This is a genomic window from Streptomyces sp. NPDC048417 (genome assembly GCF_040651615.1).
In the GTDB taxonomy this organism is placed as follows: Bacteria; Actinomycetota; Actinomycetes; order Streptomycetales; family Streptomycetaceae; genus Streptomyces.
In genome coordinates this window covers 45,035-62,350 of record NZ_JBEZKI010000045.1, presented here as the reverse complement: position 1 = coordinate 62,350, position 17,316 = coordinate 45,035, and the positions used below count along the sequence as shown (strand labels likewise).

The following is a 17,316-nucleotide window of genomic DNA, read 5'->3' as shown; positions in this document are numbered from 1 at the left end:
GGTTGTTCCTCTCCAGAAGGTGGGGTGATTCCGGAACGGGACAGGGTCCGGGGTCGTGTTCGGGGAGGTGTCAGGGGTGGTACCGGACGCCGAGCGCGTCGAGCCGGGCCGTGTGCTCGTCGAGGCGGGACCGGAAGTCGGCCCAGTCGGTGGCGCCGCTCCAGGCGCGGTCGGCGAGTGCGCACAGCCGGGGGTAGGTGAGGTACTCGATGTGGGCGGGCGTCGTGACGAACTCGGTCCACAGCTGGGCCTGGGTGCCGAGCACCCGCCCGGCCACGTCCGGCTCGGCGTCCTCGGGCACGGGGTCGTGGGCGTGGGCGGCGCGCAGGTCGACGACGGTTCCGGGCTGGGCCGGCGGTTCGCCCGGGTCGTCGGACTGGGCGTAGTCGAGGTAGGTGGCCCGGTGGTACGCGCTGACCACGGGGTGGCCGCGGCGGGCCGCCGTCAGAGTGTGCGCCGAGTCGCGCCAGGTCATCACCGTGAAGTCGAGGGGCAGTTCGGCGCCGGTCTCGGCCCAGCCGACCGGGCGGCGGCCACGCCGGACGAGGAACTCGCCGATCTGTCCGAGGAACCAGCCGTGCAGGGCCTCGGGGTTCGACAGCCCCTCGGCCACCGCCCGTTCGCGGGCGGCGGCACTGTGCGTCCACTCGGTGGTGGGGCACTCCTCGCCGCCGACGTGGATGTACGGCGAGGGGAAGACGTCCATGACCTCGTCGAGGACGTCGCGGCAGAACTCGAGGACCTCGTCGTGGACACCGAGGACGGTGTCGCACACGCCCCAGCGCGTCCAGACATCCAGGCTGTGCTCCGGCCGGTTGCCCAGTGAGGGGTAGGCGGCGAGGGCCGCGCGGACGTGTCCGGGCATCTCGATCTCGGGCATGACGGTGACGCCGCGAGCGGCCGCGTACCGGACCAGGCCGGTGAGTTCGGCCCGCGTGTACGCCCCGCCGTGCGGGATGCCGTCGAACTCGCCGCTGCCGGCCGGGCCCTTCTGCGACTCCGTGCGGTGGCCGCCGATCTCGGTGAGCTTGGGCCGGGCCGTGACCGGCATGCGCCAGCCCTGGTCGTCGGTGAGGTGCAGATGGAACACGCTGATCTTGTGCAGGGCCAGCAGGTCGACGTACCGGCGCAGATAGGAGACGGGCTGGAAGTGGCGGGCCACGTCCAGCATCGCGCCGCGCCAGGGGTGACGCGGGTGGTCGGTGATCTCGGAGCACGGCAGCAGCCATGGCGTATCGCCCTGGGGAGTCTCCGACAGGGCTTGTGGAGGCAGGAGTTGACGGACCGTCTGGATGCCGCGCAGCAGGCCGGTGAGGTGCGCGGCGCGCAGCAGCATGGCGTCCGGGGCGATCGTGAGGACGTATCCCTCGTCGCCCAGGGTGCCGAGGGTGGAGTCGACGGCCAGCTTCACCTGCCCGCCCGGGGACGGTCGCAGGGCCAGTCCGGTGGCGGGGGCGAGCAGGGTGCGCAGCAGCTCCGCGGCCTGCTCGGTCCCTGCGCCGATGTGCAGGGCGGTCCCGGCGTCGAGCGTGAAGTACCCCGGCCGCGGCACGGTCTTGGCCGGGCGGGGGACAAGGGTGAGGACGGATCGATGTACGGGCATGGATCGTCTCCGGAAGCGTGTCGCGTGGGGGTGGGGGGTGCGGTCAGCCCTTGACCGCGCCGGCCGCGAAGCCGGCGGTGACATGGCGCTGGAGCAGCAGGAACACGACGAGTGCGGGGGCGGCGAAGAGGGTCGAGGCGGCCATGGTGGCGCCCCAGTCGGTGCCGAAGACGTTCTGGAACGAGGACAGCCACACCGGCAGGGTGCGGTGGTCCTGCTGCTTGATGATCAGGAAGTTGGCGTACGCGAACTCGTTCCAGGCGGTGATGTAGCCGAACAGCGAGGTGGCCATCAGCCCCGGTGCGAGCAGCGGGAACGCCACGTGCCGGAACGCGCCGAGCCGGGTGCAGCCGTCGACCTGGGCGGACTCCTCCAGCTCCGGCGGGATGGTGCCGATGAAGCCGCGCAGCACGATGACGGTGAAGGGCAGCGTCATCATGAAGTAGACGAGGGTCAGGGTCGGCAGCCGGTCGAGCATGTCGGTGTCCCGGGAGATGATGTACACCGGGATGATCAGTGACTCCCAGGGCGCCATCTGGGCGATGAAGACCATGAGCATGAACTGCCGGCGCCCCTTCCACCGCATCCGGGCGACCGCGTAGGCGGCGCCGAGCGCGATGACGAGGGCGAGCAGGACGGCGCTGAGCGTGACGAGGAGGCTGTTGCGCCAGAACAGGCCGAAGCCGGGGGCGCCGACGGCGGTGCGGAAGTGGTCGAGGGTCCAGCTCTCCGGGATGATGCGGGGGTTGTCGGACTGGATGTCCCGGGTCGGGGTGAACGCGGTGGCGACCATCCAGTAGACCGGGAACAGGCAGACCACGACCGTGACGACGGCGGCGGCGTTCAGGGGCAGGCGGCGGACGCGGGGCCGGGTGGTGCTCATGCGAGCTCGTCCTCCTGGCGGAACATCTGGCGGAAGTAGAGGACCAGCACCCCCGACATCAGCACGACGGTGACCATGGAGGCCGCCGAGCCGAGGTCGTAGCGCTGGCTCGACAGGGCGGTCTGCACCGCGTACACGGGCAGGATCGTGGTCGCGTCCCCGGGCCCGCCGTTGGTCATCACCCAGATCTGGACGAACGCCTTGAACGTCCAGATCACTTCGAGCGAGAGCACCAGCAGAAAGATCGGCCGGACGATCGGGAGGGTGATGGAGCGGAAGATCCGCGGCCCCGACGCCCCGTCGAGCCGCGCCGACTCGTACAGCTCGGTGGGCACGGTGGTGAGGGCCGAGTACAGGGTGATCGCCGCGAACGGCACGGACTGCCATACGACGAGGACGACCACGATGGCGAAGGCGGCCGGGCCGTGCGCGAACCAGGGGTAGCGGTGGAAGGACTCGAACCCCAGGTCCGTCAGGACCGCGTTGACGATGCCGAACTCCGAGTGGAACAGCCACTGGAACACGGTGGTCGCCGCGATGACGGGCATCGCCCAGGTCAGCACGAGTGCGCTGAGGACCGCGGTCCGGCCGAACCGGCCGAGGCGCTCGACCATGAGCGCGACCAGCGTGGACAGGACCATGATCAGTACGACGTTGACCGCCATGAAGAGGAAGGTGCGGCGCACCACCTCCCAGAAGCGGTCGTCGCCCAGCAGCGTCTCGTAGTTCCGGAATCCGACGAACCGCGCGTCGCCCACGATGAGCTGGCGCAGACCGAAGTCCTGGAGCGAGATCACCACGGCGCGGACCAGGGGGTAGACGAGCAGGTAGAGCGTGCCGAGGACGGCGGGCGCGATCAGGACGTACGGCCAGATCCCGCGGCCGACGGCCGTCGACGGGCGGCGCCTGGCCGCGGCGGTGGACCGCCCCGGTGGCCGGGTGCTGAGTGGAGGGCGGGACGCGGTCTGCTCTCGGACTGCCGGCACGGCACTCCTCCTTCCCGTGCGTCGACGACGGTTCAGGAGCCGGAGTTCATCGCCGTGGTGATGGCGTCGGACGCCGTGGTGGCAGCCTTCTGCACATCGCCTCCGGTGAGCACGGCCGTCATGTAGTCCTTGATCGGGTTCTTGGCCTCGACCGCGGCCCAGCCGGGCGTGTTGGGCGTGGCATGGCCCTCGGCCGCGCCGACCGCCATGGCCGCGGCGCCCGGGTCGGAGGCGACCGCGGAGGCCAGGGTGGTCTTGTTCGGTACGTAGCTCATGGCGAGGGCGAGCTTCTTCTGCCAGGCGTCGCCGGTGAGTTCCTTGATGAAGGTGTAGGCCGCGTCCTGCTTGGTGGAGGCCGTGGGGATGACGAGGTCGGAGCCGCCGGTGAAGACCGCGCCGGGGGTGGCGGCGGTCTTCCCCGGGATCGGGAAGAAGCCGAGCTTGCCCTTCAGCGCGGGGTTGTTCTGGATGACGACGTTGGCGCCGCCGGGTGTCGAGACGACCTGGGCGACCTTCCCCTTGGCCATGACGTCCGCCTGTGGCGGGTTGGCCTCGTCGGCGTCCTTGGGACCCCTGCCGAGGGCCTGGAGCCTCTTGTAGAACTCCATGCCGCGGATCGCCTCGGGGGTGTCCAGGCTGCCCTTCCACTTGCCGCCGGACTCGGTGGCGAGTTCGCCGCCCTCGTCCCAGACGAAGCCCGAGAGGGTGTACCAGTTCTGGCCGGGCAGGTAGATGCCCTGCGTACCACCGGTGTCGAGCTTCTCGGTGGCGGCGATCCACTGGTCGCGGGTCTTGATGGCGGTCGCGTCGATGCCCGCCTTCTTGAAGAGGTCGGTGCGGTAGATGACGACGCGGTTGGCGGCGTAGTAGGGGATGCCGTACTGCTTGCCCTCGTAGGAGCCCGGTTCGGCGAGACCCTTGAGCCAGCTCTTGCCCCCGAGGTCGTCGACCTTGTCGCTGAGGTCGCGCAGCCCCCCGCTCTGCGCGAACTGGGCGACCTGGGTGTTGCCGGTCTCGATGACGTCGGGTGCGTCGTTGCTGGCGAGGGCCGCCGTGACCTTCTCGCCGATCCCGTCCCACTCCTGGATCTGCACCTTGACCTTGATCTCGGGGTGGGCGGCCTCGAAGCCCTTGACGAAGTCGCTCTGGAACCGGGCCGAGACGCTGTCGCGCATCAGCCACACGTCGATGGTGGTGCTCCCGCCGGAGCCGTCGTCGGAGGTATCGGAGGAGCTACTGCAGGCACTGAGCCCGGCCGTCATCAGGAGCGCGGACACACCGGCAAACAAGCGGAGCTTCACGGTTCACCTCTGGAGGACATGACCTGACCACCTGACCAGTGAAGTCCACTGGACAGCTCACCTCTTGATGTGGGGATGAAGGTGGCATAGACCAATTGAAGCGTCAACCCCCCATGCACAAACGGCGTTTGGTGCGCAGCCCAGCGGAAATGCGGACGGCCATCGCTCGGCGGCCGTTACACTTCCCAGGTCAAGAGGACGGTTGCAGGCGGCCACTGGTCAACTGGTCAAGTGGGATTCCGGGCAAGAGGGAGTGCGACATGAGGGTCGACGAACCAGGTGCGGTACTCAAACGGGAGCGAGTGCGCGACTTCCTCCTCGACCTGGTCGAGTCACAACGCCCGGGAGACGCCATCCCCTCCGAGCGCGTCCTCTGCGCCCGTCTGGGCGTGTCCCGTCCGACCCTGCGCGCGGCGGCCGACGAACTGGTCGCCGCGGGGCTGCTGGTCCGGGAACACGGGCGCGGCATGTTCGTGGCCCCCGAGAAGATCACCCAGGAACTCGTCTCCGGACAGCAGGCCATGACCGTGCCCCGGGCCGCCGGAACCTGGTCGAGCCGACTGCTGGAGTTCACCACCGTCCCGGCGGGCGCGCGCGTGGGCCGCAAGCTGCGCATCTCCCCCGCCGCCGACATCGTGTACGTGGCACGGCTGCGCCTGGTCGACGGCGCCCCGATGGCCATCGAGCACCTGCACATCAAGGCCGATCTGGTCCCCGCCCTGTCCGCCGGGGAACTGGAGGCCGGCGACCTGTACGAGCACCTGCGCGAACAGCACGACGTGCACGTCCAGGAGGCGGTACAGGCGATCGAGCCGACCGTGGTCACCCGGGCCGAGGCCGAACTGCTCGACGTGCCCGAACTGTCCCCGGCACTCCTCTTCGAGCGGCTCACCTCGGACACCACCGGACAGCCCATCGAGTACGTCCACTCGATCTACCGCGGAGACCGCTACCGCATCGTCTCCCGGCTCACCCTCGGCCCCTCGACCACGGTCCCGTCGGCCGGCGTCGGACACCACCCCGGCATCCCACCGGGCGACTTCGCACACGGCGACACCATCACGTCCTCCACACGCGGCGACATCCAGTCGGCACCGTGAGCCACGGCGGTGCCCCGGGGGACGGAGCGGTATCCCCGGGACGGGGTGGTGCGCCGGGGACGGGGTGGCGCCCCAGGCACGGGGTGGCGCGCCAGGGACGAGGTGACGCCCCAGGCACGAGGTAGCGCCCCAGGGACGAGGTGACGTCCCAGGCACGAGGTAGCGCCCCAGGGACGAGGTGACGCCCCAGGCACGGGGTGGCGGGGACGGCCACGACGACGTCGGCGTCCTAGGCGTCGCCTCCGTCCCGCCCCAGCGTCCTGACCTCGTGGCCGGCCGTCTCCCACAGCCGGGCCAGGCCACCGCCGACCCGCCCTCGTCCGATCACCGTGATGTTCATGTCGGGTCCTCTCGACCGATGCGGGCAGGGCGGGGAGAACAGCCCAGGACTGTTCTCCCCGCCCTGCCGTGACGAATCTCAGACGGCCTGGGCGGTGGGCAGGATGGTGATCTCGGTGAGGTTGACGTGGCGCGGGACAGCGGCCATGAAGGCGACGGCCTCGGCGATGTCGGCGCTCTGCAGGACGTCGATGTCGTGGATGAGGTCGGCCATCAGCTTGGAGGCGTCGGGGTCCGTGACGTGGTCCGGCAGCTCCGTGTCGACCATGCCGGGCTCGATGGTGGCCACCCGGACCATCTTGGGACCGAGCTCGACGCGCAGCAGCCGGGTGAGGTGGCTGATGTACGCCTTGGTGCCGGAGTAGACGGAGAACTTCGTCAGGATGCGGGTGGCGGCAATCGACGAGGTGTTGATCAGGTCGGCGGGCCTGCCCGCGGCGGCGGACTCCGTCAGGTGCGGCACGAACGCGGCGATCACGTTCATCAGGCCGCCGATGTTGAGGTCGATCTGGCGCTGCCAGTCGTCGACCTTCAGCTCCTCGATGCCGGAGATGAGCTGGACACCGGCGTTGTTGAACACGAGGTCGGCCTTGCCGAAGCGCTCGGCGACCTGGTCGGCGGCGGTCTGGACGGCGGCGCGGTCGGTCACGTCGACGGCCAGGGCGAGCGCGGTGCCACCGGCGGCCTCGATGTTCTTGACCACACCGTCCAGGCGCTCCTTGCGCCGGGCCAGGACGACCACGGTCGCGCCGAGTCCGGCGAGGCGTTCGGCGGTCACGGCCCCCATGCCGCTGGAGGCGCCGGAGACGACGGCGACACGGCCGGCGAGGGGGGTACCGGTGAGCAGGGCAGCAGACATCACAAAACCTCAATCTCTTTGCTCGCAGGCTGGGAAAGCGGAGGGTTCGCAGAAGGCCCGACGGGAGGGGAGAGCCGGGCCGGCGCGGGTGCCCGAACGTGTCGGACACCCGGCGGAGCGTCAGGCGGCGTCGTCGTGCGCGGTGGCCACGGACTTCTCGCGCCACGGGGCTAGGTCGTCCTGCACCTGCTGGTACTTGACGTCGAGCCGCTCCAGGGTGTCGCGCCCGAGGTAGAGATGCGTGGGCAGCTTCTCGGCGGAGGCGACCTCGACGATGAGGGCGGCACCCTTGACGGGGTCGCCGAGCTGGGCGTGGTTGGCCCGGTCGATCCAGTCCAGCGTCACGTGCGCGGGGGTGTCGTCGTAGTCGCTGATGCGGTTCCCGGCGACCGACAGGGAGCTGGCGTCCAGGAAGTCGGTGCGGAAGACGCCCGGCTCGACGACCATCGACTGGATTCCGAACGGCGCCATCTCGGCGGAGAGCGCCTCACTGATGCCGGCGACGGCGAACTTCGACGCGGAGTACAGGCTGACACCCGGCTCGCCCTCGAACCCGGAGCGGGACCCGATGTGCACCAGCCGGGCCGAGCCCTGCTTGCGCATCACGGGCAGCACGGCGCGGGTGACGTTGATGAGGCCGAAGACGTTGAGGTCGAACAGCGACCGGGCCTCCGCGTCGGAGATCTCCTCCAGCGCGCCGAGCAGGCCGCGGCCGGCGTTGTTCACCAGGACGTCGATACCGCCGAACCGCTCCACGGCGGCCTCGACCGCGCGCGGAATGCTGTCGTTGTCCGTGACGTCCAGGGCGACCGCGAAGACCTTTTCGGAACTCTTCAGATCGTCCGGTACACGCTCCGGATTTCGTACGGCGACCACGACATTGTTACCGCCGGCCAGAGCGGCACGGGCGATTTCCGCGCCGATTCCACGGGAGGCACCGGTGACAAACCATGTAGCCATGGGAAAAACCTCTTTCGCTGCTTTCCCCTTCGAGGGGGATTTCTTGTTGACGTATTCGAGTCTGTCCCTTCACCACGGTGATATGAAGGCAGCGGTTTTCCTGGGAGTCCTGCACCCAGGATGGGGCTCACGTGCCGTGCGCGGGGTTCGACTGGTGCGGCACTTCGGGCGCGCTGACGGAGCCCAGCAGGGCCAGCCCGTCGGCGGAGGGGGAGCCCGGCTCGGCCTGCAGGACGACGAGCTGCTGCCCCGGGGCGCTGCGGATGCTGAGGGCCTCGTGCCGCAGCTCCAGGTCTCCCACGACGGAGTGGTACACCTCCTTGATCTCGTAGGGCGGTACCCGGGTGTACTCGCGTGCCCACAGGGCGCGGAACCCGCCGCTGCGCACCGACAGCTCACCGACCAGCTCCAGGATGCGGGGGTCCTCCGGGGTGCTCGCGGCGGTCTGCTGGAGGTCGGCGACCGCCCGGTGCCTGGCCCGCTCCGGGCTGCGGTAGAAGGTCTTCGCGGCGGGGTCCAGGAAGAGCATGCGCAGGACGTTGTCGTGCTGCGCGAAGTCGCGGTAGAGGGCGTCGGCCAGGGCGTTGGTCGCCAGCAGGTCCTGGGCGTGGCCGATGATGAATGCCGGTGTCCTGGTCCAGCTCTCGATCAGCTGCCGCAGGTGCGGCCGGACACGCTCGACCCGGACGGGAGCCTTCGTACGGCGGGCCGCCGGCTGGGCCAGCCGGAAGAGTTCCCGCTTGTCCTCGTCCCCGAGTTGCAGCACCCGGGCCATGGCCTCAAGGACCCGGGGCGAGGGACTGAGCTCACGGCCCTGCTCCAGCCGGCTGTAGTAGCTCGGGCTGACGCCCGCGAGCGTCGCGACCTCGTCGCGCCGCAGCCCGGGCACCCTTCGCCGGCCGGCGGCGGGCAGCCCCGCCGCCATGGGGCTCAGGCGTTCTCTGCGGGCGCGGAGAAACCGACCCAGCCCTTCCACCGAGTCGGGGTGCGTGTCGTTGTCCATGTCATCGAGGCTAGGCGGAAAGCGCCCGGAAAAGTCCCGCCGACGGTGGGTGTATTACACCCAGGATTACGGGCTCCACGGGGCGGCAGGGCCATGCCGGACTACAGCCTGACACCGCGCCTCCCCCTCTTCGGCGCCCCGGGCACGGAATCACCTTCTGCGACGAACGTGCGACCTGATGTGATACTGCGCGCCCGGCACTTCTCACCGGGCGAAATCCATCTAGTCTTGCCGCATGAGCAATGGGACGCCTTTGGGCGATTTTCTCCGAGCCCGCAGAGAAGCCCTGAAGCCACACGACGTCGGTCTGCCCGAACACGGGCGGCGCCGGGTGCCGGGACTGCGCAGAGAGGAAGTCGCGCTGCTCGCCGGAGTCAGTTCCGACTACTACATCAGGCTGGAACAGGGACGCGAGAACAGCCCGTCCCCGCAGGTCCTCGATGCCGTGGCGCAAGCGCTGAAACTGGACGCGGAGTCCACCGACCATCTCAACCGCCTCTGCCTCGCCGCCTCGCAGCGCCCCCACGACTGGGGCGAGACGGACGTCAGCCGGCAGCTGTTGCAGCTGATGGAAGGATGGGATCACACCCCGGCCTTCGTCGTCGGCCCGGCCCTCGACATCATGGCGGGCAACTCCCTGGCCACGGCCCTCCACAGCGGTTTCGACAAGTTCGACAACCTCGCCCGCATGGTGTTCGTCGACCCGGCGGGACGCGACTTCTACCAGGAATGGGAGCGGGCCGCGCACTCCTGCGTCGCCGAGATCAGGGCCGCCTACGGCCATGACCCCGCGTCCGCCCGCATCGCCGAGGTCGTGGCCGAACTGTCCGCCCGGAGCGCGGAGTTCGCCGCGCTCTGGCAACTGCACGACGTCAAGGGCAAGTCCCAGGAGAGCAAGCACCTCAAACACCCTCAGGTCGGCGACCTGCACATCAAGTTCGCGGCTTTCACGGTCAACGGGGCCCCGCACCAGCAGCTGGTGGTCTACCAGGCCGAACCGGCCAGCCCGACGGCGAACGCCTTCGAGACGCTGAGGTCCATGGCCACCCGGCCGAAGCAGGCCCGGACAGGAGCGGTGGAAGCCGGCAGGTGAACTCCGGTGCAGGCTGGTACCGGCACACCCAGGAAGAACGCGGCCTTCATCCCGGTGCCCCCGTCCGCCGACACTCGATGCCACAGACCGCACGGCACCGGGAGCAGACATGATCACCGTGAAGGACCTTCAGCCGCACCCCCTGGACCAGGTTCACCGTCTCATCGAACCCGGCCCCGTCATCCTGGTCACCACCCGGCACCGCGGTGTCCCGAACGTGATGACCAACGGGTTCAACATGATGGTGCGCCACGCCCCGCCGCTGATCGCCTGCACGATGGTCCCTGGGACCACAGCTACCAGGCCCTGGCCGAAACCGGGGGAGTGCGTCATCTCGGTCCCTACGGCCGACATGGCCGCCACCGTGGTCGACATCGGCAACTGCTCGGGCGCCGACACGGAACCTTCACGCTCGACGGACCGACCGTCGACCTGAAGGACCACATGACCAAGTGGCAGTACCTCCTGTAGAAGACGACCACACCCCGAGCAACGGCGTGCGGGGCCACCGCAGACCGGGCCGCTGCATCAGGACACCGCCCGCCATGCCCGCACCGCACATCATGCACACGCACAAAACCGCAGGTCAGGCACCCTTGGCCACCGGCTCGAGGATGGCAACGCACTCCACACGATGCGTCATCGGAAAGATGTCGGCCTGAGCAAGTCACGGAAAAGACCAGGTCAGAGCAGCTTTCTCGGCTCGCCGCGCAGCGTGAGTGCGCCCAGAGCGTCAAATGAGCGTCACGGTCGACAGCCCGTCCCGCCCCCTCGGGCCAGACCGAGCTGCCACGACCAGTTGCCCCAGCAGGCTCCGTCCCGCTCACTCCAGAGGCCAGCCGGCTCATCATGACCCGCGCCACTGCTCCGGCCCCAGAATGAAAGGCATGCCCTCCAGCCCACGACACCCCGCTCGTACTTGGTCTCATCGGCCATGCGGCTCCCCGCCCCCTGAGGCGAACTGGACACCGCCGAGTTGTTGGCCAGCGAGGTGATCGCCAACGCGGTCGCGACGGGTCGTACCCCGCTGCCGCGCACCATCCGAGCCGATCCGTCGCACCCGGCACGCGGGGCGGACCAGGCACGACGGGCTGCACACAGCACGTCGTCAAGTGAGCACCGGTCCCGTCCCTGCGACGAGGTCAGCTCCGCGCGCCACCAGTGGCAGCCGGGGCGTCGGAAGCGAGAGTGATCCGCTCCCTGACCAGCTGGATGAACTGTCGTGCGAAGGAGTTCTGGTAGAAATCCCGCACGGCTATCTTCGGTGCACCGAGCTCCTTGACCTCGGCCAGTACGCGGACGACCAAAAGCGAGTTGCCGCCCAGCGCGAAGAAGTTGTCCTCAGGGCCTACCTGCGTACCCAGGTGCCGACTCCAGATGTCCAGCATGTCACGCTCCAGCCGGTCCGCGGACCCGGTCTCGACGGGATCCGGGGACTCCGCCACGGCCGGCCGAGCGGCAGTCGGTGCGGGGAGCTGTGCTACATCGACCTTCCCGTTGATCGTCAAAGGGATGGCGTCGAGTTCTGTGACCGTTGCCGGGACCATGTAGTCGGGCAGAAGCTGCCTGGCATGCTCCGCGACCATGGCCACTGTCGTGTCCCTCGTGAGCACTACGTAGGCATCCAGCCGGTCGGCTGCTCGATCGCCACTCTCGTCGTGGTGGACGACGACGGTCGCCCCGGAGACCGACGGTGCTCCGAGCAGGACGTTGCGGATCTCGTCCGGCTCGATCCGGTACCCGCGGATCTTCACCTGGCTGTCGATCCTGCCCAGGTGTTCCAGGGACCCGTCGGGCCTCATGCGGCCCTTGTCGCCACTGCGGTAGATCCGCTCACCGGTCACCGGGTCGATGACGAAACGTCGCGCCGTGAGCTCCGGCTGCCCCTGGTAGTGACGGGCGACTCCAGCCCCGCCGACCCAGATCTCGCCCGCCGCTCCCACCGGCAGTACCTCTCCTCTCGGTCCGCGTACGGACACCGACCAGCCGGGGAGCGCCGGGCCCACCGACCGGCTCCCCCGCAGAGCCGCCTGAGGCGTCACGGTCTGCGCCGTCACGTGCACGGTGGTCTCCGTGATCCCGAACATGTTGACCAGACGGCACTCCGCCTGCGGGTGGCGGGCGAACCAGGGCAGCAGCTCACGGGCGTCCAGCGGCTCACCGCCGAAGATCACCAGGCGCACCGCGAGCTCGGCGGGCGATTCCCGGTCCTGTGCGACGAGGGGCAGGAAGGCGGAGGGCGTCTGGTTGAGCACGGTGACGCGTCGTTCGGCGAGCAGTGCGTGGAACTCCCCCGTGTCCCGCGTGATCCAGAAGGGCACCACCACGAGTTGCCCGCCGGTCAGCAGACAGCCCCAGATCTCCCAGACGGAGAAGTCGAACGCGCTGGAGTGGAACATCGTCCAGACGTCGTCCGCACCGAGCCCGAAGTCCTCGGCCGTGCCCTCGACCAGGGCCAGCACGTTGCGGTGCGGGACGACGACGCCCTTGGGCCGCCCCGTCGATCCGGACGTGTAGATGATGTAGGCGGGGTCGTTCTCGTCGCAGGGTGTGGTCCGGCCGCGGGAGACGCTCCGCTCGCCGAGCCGGAGCAGCTCCTCGGGGGGCACGGACCGAACGCCCTCGACGACCGGGAACGCTTCGGCTGCGGCGACAACGACGCGCACCCCGGCGCTGCCGACCGTGTAACGCAGGCGCTCGTGCGGGTACTCGACGTCCATGGGTACGTAGGCGCAGCCGGACTTGAGTACCGCGAGCAAGGTGACGACGAGGGTCGCGTCGCGCTCCAGGCACACGCCGACCGCGCTCCCCGGCACCGCCCCCGAGGAGCGCAGCCCCTCGGCCATGAGTTCGGCCTGCTCATCGAGCTGGCGATAGGTCAGAGTGCGGGTGCCGTCCGTGACGCCGATCGCGTCCGGATGGCGGCGTACCAGGTCCTCGAAGCGCCTGTGGACAGTCGAACCGGCCGTGGGGGTCGCGGCGACCGGAGGAGTCGCTCCCCGCCGCACGATGTCCGCGGCGCGTTCGGCCGACATCAGGGGGATGGCCGACAGCGCCAGTTCTTCCCCCGACTCGCCCACATCGGCCAACCACTGTGCGACATGAGCCACTTGCTCGGTGAAGGCGCGTGCGATCCGCGGATCGATCGCACCCTCGTCGTACCAGCAGGTGCCGCTCCAGGACCGGTCCGGGCGCTGCTCGGCCTGGAGCGTGAGAGGGAAGACGGGCGCGAGGCAGGGGTAGTACCGCCGCGCGTCGTCCCACTCGCCGAAGACCATGCCCACCGGAATCGCGAGGCCACCCCCGAGTTCCGTCGCCGGTTCACCGGCCGGCTCCGGTGTCTCGGGCCCACCAGCGAGGAAACCGGCGACGGACATGGTCTCGTCGTACTTGAGGACATACTTGGACAACGCGTCCGGTCCTACCGCGTCGGGATCGAGCAGGGCGATCTGCGGTGTCTCCTCGGCGTCGTACCGGGCCAGGACGATGGCGGTCGCGGAAATCAACAGCTTCTGGTCCACCGGGTTTTCGCAGACCGTCGTAGAGAAGCGGGCCGCGCCGACGAGACCGCGGCGCGCGAGGTTGCCGAGGCCCCACTCCGGCCCCGCGAGTGGGGCGGCCCCCGCCCCGCTCGTTTCACGCGCGGTGTCATGCCGACCTGCCCGGGGCAGGGAACCGCCGGTGAGGAAGCCGGCCAAGTCGCTCAGTGCCGCCCGGGACAGGGCGTCACGGGCAGCGACCAGCACCAGATCGGCGACGTCGTCCGCATGCCGCACGAGCGTGATGCGCAGCCGCGGACCGGAGGTGGCGCGCAGCGGTCGGCGGGCTTCCTGTTCCGCGTACTGCTGCGCCGCCGGTGCCGTCGAGCGCTCCCGGGTGCGCCGTTCCCACAGCACGCCTTCGGCGAGTTCGCCGACCTGTTCCAACCGTCGCCGAAGCTCACTACTACTGGGTGGCTGCGGGCACCTGACCGTCAAGCCGTGGCACATGGCGGCCTGCTCGTGGCACTGCGGCGGCACGGACCAGTGGGCTGTCGCCATCGGGGAACTCCTGTCGGTGCGCCAAGAAGGGTGCGGGGAACACGGTCGGCCGACGGGTCAGCGCGCGGTGAAGCCCCCGTCGACGGTCAGTACGCTGCCGGTCACTTGAGAGGAGTCGTCACCGGCGAGCCAGAGGGCGGCGCCGGCGATGTCGGAGGGAGCGATGAGCGAGTTCATCGGCTGCGCCTGGACGAAGACCCTCTCGTGGTCTTCCACGGCCACGTCCAGGGAGCGAGCGATCTCGGACAGCATCCGGCCGTCGAGCGCCGGGTCGTCCGCGACGGAGCCCGGGCAGAGGGCGTTGACCCGGACCTGGTGCGGCCCGTAGTCGAGAGCCGCGGCCTTGGTCAGCCCTATCAGCCCGTGCTTGGCGGCGACATACCCCGCGAAGTGCCGGTAGCCGACCAGACCGGCGGTGGATGAGACGTTGATGACGCTGCCTCGCCGCTGCGCGATCATCGTCGGCGCCACGGCTTTGATCATGCGCCACGCGCCGGAGAGGTCGACGTCGATCATCAGACGCCACTCGTCCTCGGTGATCTCGTGGACGGCCTTTCCCGAAGGGGCGGCGATGCCCGCGTTGTTGACGAGGACATCGATACGGCCGAAGCGGTCGAGCGCCTTCTCGACAGCCGGCGTGACACTTCCGCGTACGTCGACGGACTCCGCCAGCACCGCCGCGCCGCGCTCCTCGCAGAGCTTGGCGGTGTGCGTGAGCTGACCGCTCGTCGACAGGGGGTAGGGGACGCCAGCGATGTCCTCGCCCACGTCGAGCACAACGAGGTCGGCTCCCTCTTCCGCGAACCGCAGCGCACAGGCGCGTCCCAGGCCACGGCCCGCGCCGGTGATCACCACGGTCCGGCCCTCCAGGGCCGCACCTGCGGCACTCTTCCCGTCGCGCGTCATGTGCGGGCGCCTCGCGCCGCGGCGTCGATGACAGCGAGCAATTCCTGTTCCCTGTCGGTCAGATACATGTGTCCGCCCGCGAGTTCCTTCAGCTCGAACGGCCCGGTCGTCGCCGTCTCCCAGGTCGCGCACTGCGCCCGGCTCACCAGGGCGTCGTCCGTCCCTCGCAGGGCGGTGACAGGCAGCGTCAACGGCTCGTCCGAAACGGGTTGGTAGTCCTCGTGCAGGGCTACGTCCGCCCGTAGCAACGGAAGCAGCAACTCCCGCAGCTCGGGGTCGTCGAGTGCCGCATGCCGGTACCCGGCGAGCTCCGCGACCCGCTCCACGAAGGTGTCGTCGTCGAGTTCCGCGGTCCGCCCCGTGCGACCGCTCCGGGGACCGGGGGACCCGCTCACGAAGAGGTGCTCCAGCAAGGTGAAGCCCTGCGCCTGGAGTTCACGAGCCGTCTCGTAGGCGAGCACGGCGCCGAGACTGTGCCCGAAGAGCACCACTCGTTCCGCCCCGCCGACCAGGCGGAGCGTGGCGCCGGCAAGGTCCTTGGCCGCCTCCGCGGCGTCCTTGTACGGGTCCTCCAGGAAACGCTCCTCCCGGCCCGGCATCTGCAACGGGACGACCCGGAGGCCCTGCTCACCGCCGTTCGGCCAGGCCCTGTAAAAGCCGGCGCCGCTCCCGGCGAAGGGTACGCACAACAATGACAGGGTCATTTATCATCCTCATACTTGGAATGCCATTCGCCCAACAGCGCCTTCATCATCATGGACACCGGTTGAACACGTCCAGACAAATGAGGAATCCTGGTTTGCATTGCCGGTGAAAACCTTGTCCCGCCGACGGGACAAGCGCACTCTGCACCGGGCGCCAGGTTCGTTCTTCAGGATATTTTGCGGCGAATCCATTCGAGGACGCCGAAGGCATTTACCTGGGCCTGGCCAACGGCGAGTGACAACATTCACCGTGGCTCGCTTTCAGGACGGTATCGGCGGCCACCGCACGTCGGGAAGGCACCCAGGAGGTCTCCCGACGTGCGACGGCACCCTTGCCTCAGGACCCGCCGGCAGCCCGCCGCAGTATCTCCATCGCCCAGGTCTCGACCGGCGCGCCTTCCTTCCTGGCAGCGGTCCGGATCTGTGCCAGGATTTCGGCCGGGAGTTCAATGTGCAGCAGGCCCGCTTCGGGCGAGGGGTCGGCATCACGCCGGTCCGGACCCGAGCCGGATCCGGTCGCGGCGGGTTCGACCCGCTCCGAAGCCGAACTGGCCCCGGAGGGACCGACTTCGTCCAGCTCAGCGCGGCTCTCGGACTCGGGCACCTCGCTCTGCCGCGCGCGGAGGCTGCTACGAACCTCCCCGCGAAGCTTGTTCCTGCTCCAGCCCATCGCTTCCGCTTTCTTCAGCCAGTAGTCCTGTTCCGGCTGATCGAGCGCCACCACTTCAAGGTGATGACTGAAGCTCAGATTCTGCCGCCTGCGGGTCAGCGGGAACTTGCGCGCGACCCACGTGTAGTTACGAAGCGTCTGGTAGCTGAGCGACGTCCGCTTGACGGCTTCGTGGTAACGGTCCTGGAACTCGGATTCACCATAGACCAGCCAGTCGGCGACCCACCAGGTAGAAGAGTCGGCGAAAGAGAGCAGTCCGGTCCCGACTTGCTCCCACGTATTGAGGCTCTGCCTGGTTGTGAACGACAAGCCGGACTTGTGGAGCTGCACGCCCATACTCGGCAGCTGTCCCGCAGTGCTTGCCGTTGCAACGTTCCGCGTAGTTGTCTCGTTTGTCCTCTTTGTCAGGATAGCAGTGCGCAACGATCCCCCGTTGGTTGATGCTTTCGCATGTGCTGGCCAACCGTAACGGTTGGACGTCATCCAGGGCGTAATTGTGCGCGATACGCGGGCCGCCCGCTACGGCACGGGGACGGGTCGACCGCCGCCCGCACTCGCATATCGCTACTCGATCACGATCGACACGAGCGCGAGAGCTCACGCAGGTCGAGGAGCCGTTCACCAATAAGAAGTTTCTTTAAGTAAAATCTCTCCGGCGCCGGCTCCCCCATTTGCGTCACCCATTTCCGCACCACCCCGTGCCGTCCATCGGACAATTCGCCACGTTCCCGGCCGATCGGTGCGAGAGTGCGTCTGCGTCCTGGCAGTGTCTCGCCGGCGAGACACGTGGGCGGAGCGAACTACCCCCGCCAGGGCTCGATATGACCCCGGAGAGGCGTCATGTTTGGGGGTCCACGTTCTTCTCGCGG

General features: G+C 69.1%; 14 protein-coding genes. 3 read left to right on the top strand and 11 right to left on the bottom strand.

What is annotated here, in order from left to right; all coding sequences use genetic code 11:
- Window positions 1-70: 70 nt before the first annotated feature.
- From AB0D59_RS45850 to AB0D59_RS45835, 4 genes are read right to left on the bottom strand one after another with little or no spacing between them, the layout of a single operon-like run.
- Window positions 71-1,603: a beta-N-acetylhexosaminidase gene (locus tag AB0D59_RS45850; protein ID WP_362577669.1), complete on the bottom strand. Its 1,533-nt coding sequence runs from the start codon at window positions 1,601-1,603 to the stop codon at window positions 71-73.
- A 43-nt stretch (window positions 1,604-1,646) separates the two neighbouring features.
- Window positions 1,647-2,486, bottom strand: coding sequence for a carbohydrate ABC transporter permease (locus tag AB0D59_RS45845; protein WP_362577667.1), 840 nt, complete (start codon window positions 2,484-2,486; stop codon window positions 1,647-1,649).
- Complete coding sequence (locus AB0D59_RS45840) at window positions 2,483-3,472, bottom strand: sugar ABC transporter permease (protein WP_362577665.1); 990 nt, start codon at window positions 3,470-3,472, stop codon at window positions 2,483-2,485. The genes AB0D59_RS45845 and AB0D59_RS45840 overlap by 4 nt, the downstream gene beginning before the upstream one ends.
- A gap of 32 nt (window positions 3,473-3,504) precedes the next feature.
- The gene (locus AB0D59_RS45835; RefSeq protein ID WP_362577663.1) at window positions 3,505-4,773 is read right to left on the bottom strand and encodes an extracellular solute-binding protein; all 1,269 of its coding nucleotides are present in this window, start codon (window positions 4,771-4,773) and stop codon (window positions 3,505-3,507) included.
- A 260-nt stretch (window positions 4,774-5,033) separates the two neighbouring features.
- Here AB0D59_RS45835 and AB0D59_RS45830 point away from each other — a divergent pair, with 260 nt between their 5' ends.
- Window positions 5,034-5,873, top strand: coding sequence for a GntR family transcriptional regulator (locus AB0D59_RS45830; RefSeq protein WP_362577661.1), 840 nt, complete (start codon window positions 5,034-5,036; stop codon window positions 5,871-5,873).
- A gap of 418 nt (window positions 5,874-6,291) precedes the next feature.
- Here the strand turns inward: AB0D59_RS45830 and AB0D59_RS45825 are convergent, their stop codons facing one another.
- From AB0D59_RS45825 to AB0D59_RS45815, 3 genes are all read right to left on the bottom strand, one after another.
- Window positions 6,292-7,074 (bottom strand): SDR family oxidoreductase, encoded by a 783-nt coding sequence (locus tag AB0D59_RS45825; protein ID WP_362577659.1) that lies wholly within the window; start codon window positions 7,072-7,074, stop codon window positions 6,292-6,294.
- Between the two features lie 117 nt (window positions 7,075-7,191).
- The gene (locus tag AB0D59_RS45820; RefSeq protein WP_362577657.1) at window positions 7,192-8,031 is read right to left on the bottom strand and encodes an SDR family NAD(P)-dependent oxidoreductase; all 840 of its coding nucleotides are present in this window, start codon (window positions 8,029-8,031) and stop codon (window positions 7,192-7,194) included.
- Between the two features lie 127 nt (window positions 8,032-8,158).
- Entirely contained in the window at window positions 8,159-9,034 is an 876-nt protein-coding gene (locus AB0D59_RS45815) for a helix-turn-helix transcriptional regulator (RefSeq protein ID WP_362577656.1), read from the bottom strand.
- Between the two features lie 235 nt (window positions 9,035-9,269).
- Between AB0D59_RS45815 and AB0D59_RS45810 the strand changes: the two genes are divergently transcribed.
- Together AB0D59_RS45810 and AB0D59_RS45805 are read left to right on the top strand one after the other, a co-directional pair.
- A complete protein-coding gene (locus AB0D59_RS45810; RefSeq protein ID WP_362577654.1) occupies window positions 9,270-10,127 on the top strand; it encodes a helix-turn-helix transcriptional regulator in 858 nt (285 codons plus the stop codon).
- A gap of 109 nt (window positions 10,128-10,236) precedes the next feature.
- A complete protein-coding gene (locus AB0D59_RS45805) occupies window positions 10,237-10,563 on the top strand; it encodes a flavin reductase (protein ID WP_362577653.1) in 327 nt (108 codons plus the stop codon).
- Window positions 10,564-11,269: 706 nt separating this feature from the next.
- On the opposite strand, the gene AB0D59_RS45800 is transcribed toward AB0D59_RS45805, so the two are convergent.
- The 4 genes from AB0D59_RS45800 to AB0D59_RS45785 all read right to left on the bottom strand — a co-directional run bounded on the left by AB0D59_RS45800 (window position 11,270) and on the right by AB0D59_RS45785 (window position 16,783).
- Window positions 11,270-14,167: a non-ribosomal peptide synthetase gene (locus AB0D59_RS45800; protein ID WP_362577651.1), complete on the bottom strand. Its 2,898-nt coding sequence runs from the start codon at window positions 14,165-14,167 to the stop codon at window positions 11,270-11,272.
- Window positions 14,168-14,224: 57 nt separating this feature from the next.
- The gene (locus AB0D59_RS45795; RefSeq protein WP_362577650.1) at window positions 14,225-15,073 is read right to left on the bottom strand and encodes a mycofactocin-coupled SDR family oxidoreductase; all 849 of its coding nucleotides are present in this window, start codon (window positions 15,071-15,073) and stop codon (window positions 14,225-14,227) included.
- Window positions 15,070-15,777 carry an alpha/beta fold hydrolase gene (locus AB0D59_RS45790; protein WP_362577648.1) on the bottom strand — a complete coding sequence of 236 codons (708 nt, stop codon included), beginning with the start codon at window positions 15,775-15,777 and terminating at the stop codon, window positions 15,070-15,072. The genes AB0D59_RS45795 and AB0D59_RS45790 overlap by 4 nt, the downstream gene beginning before the upstream one ends.
- A 337-nt stretch (window positions 15,778-16,114) precedes the next feature.
- Window positions 16,115-16,783, bottom strand: a complete 669-nt coding sequence (locus AB0D59_RS45785; protein ID WP_362577646.1) for an LmbU family transcriptional regulator — start codon at window positions 16,781-16,783, stop codon at window positions 16,115-16,117.
- Between the last annotated feature and the right edge of the window lie 533 nt (window positions 16,784-17,316).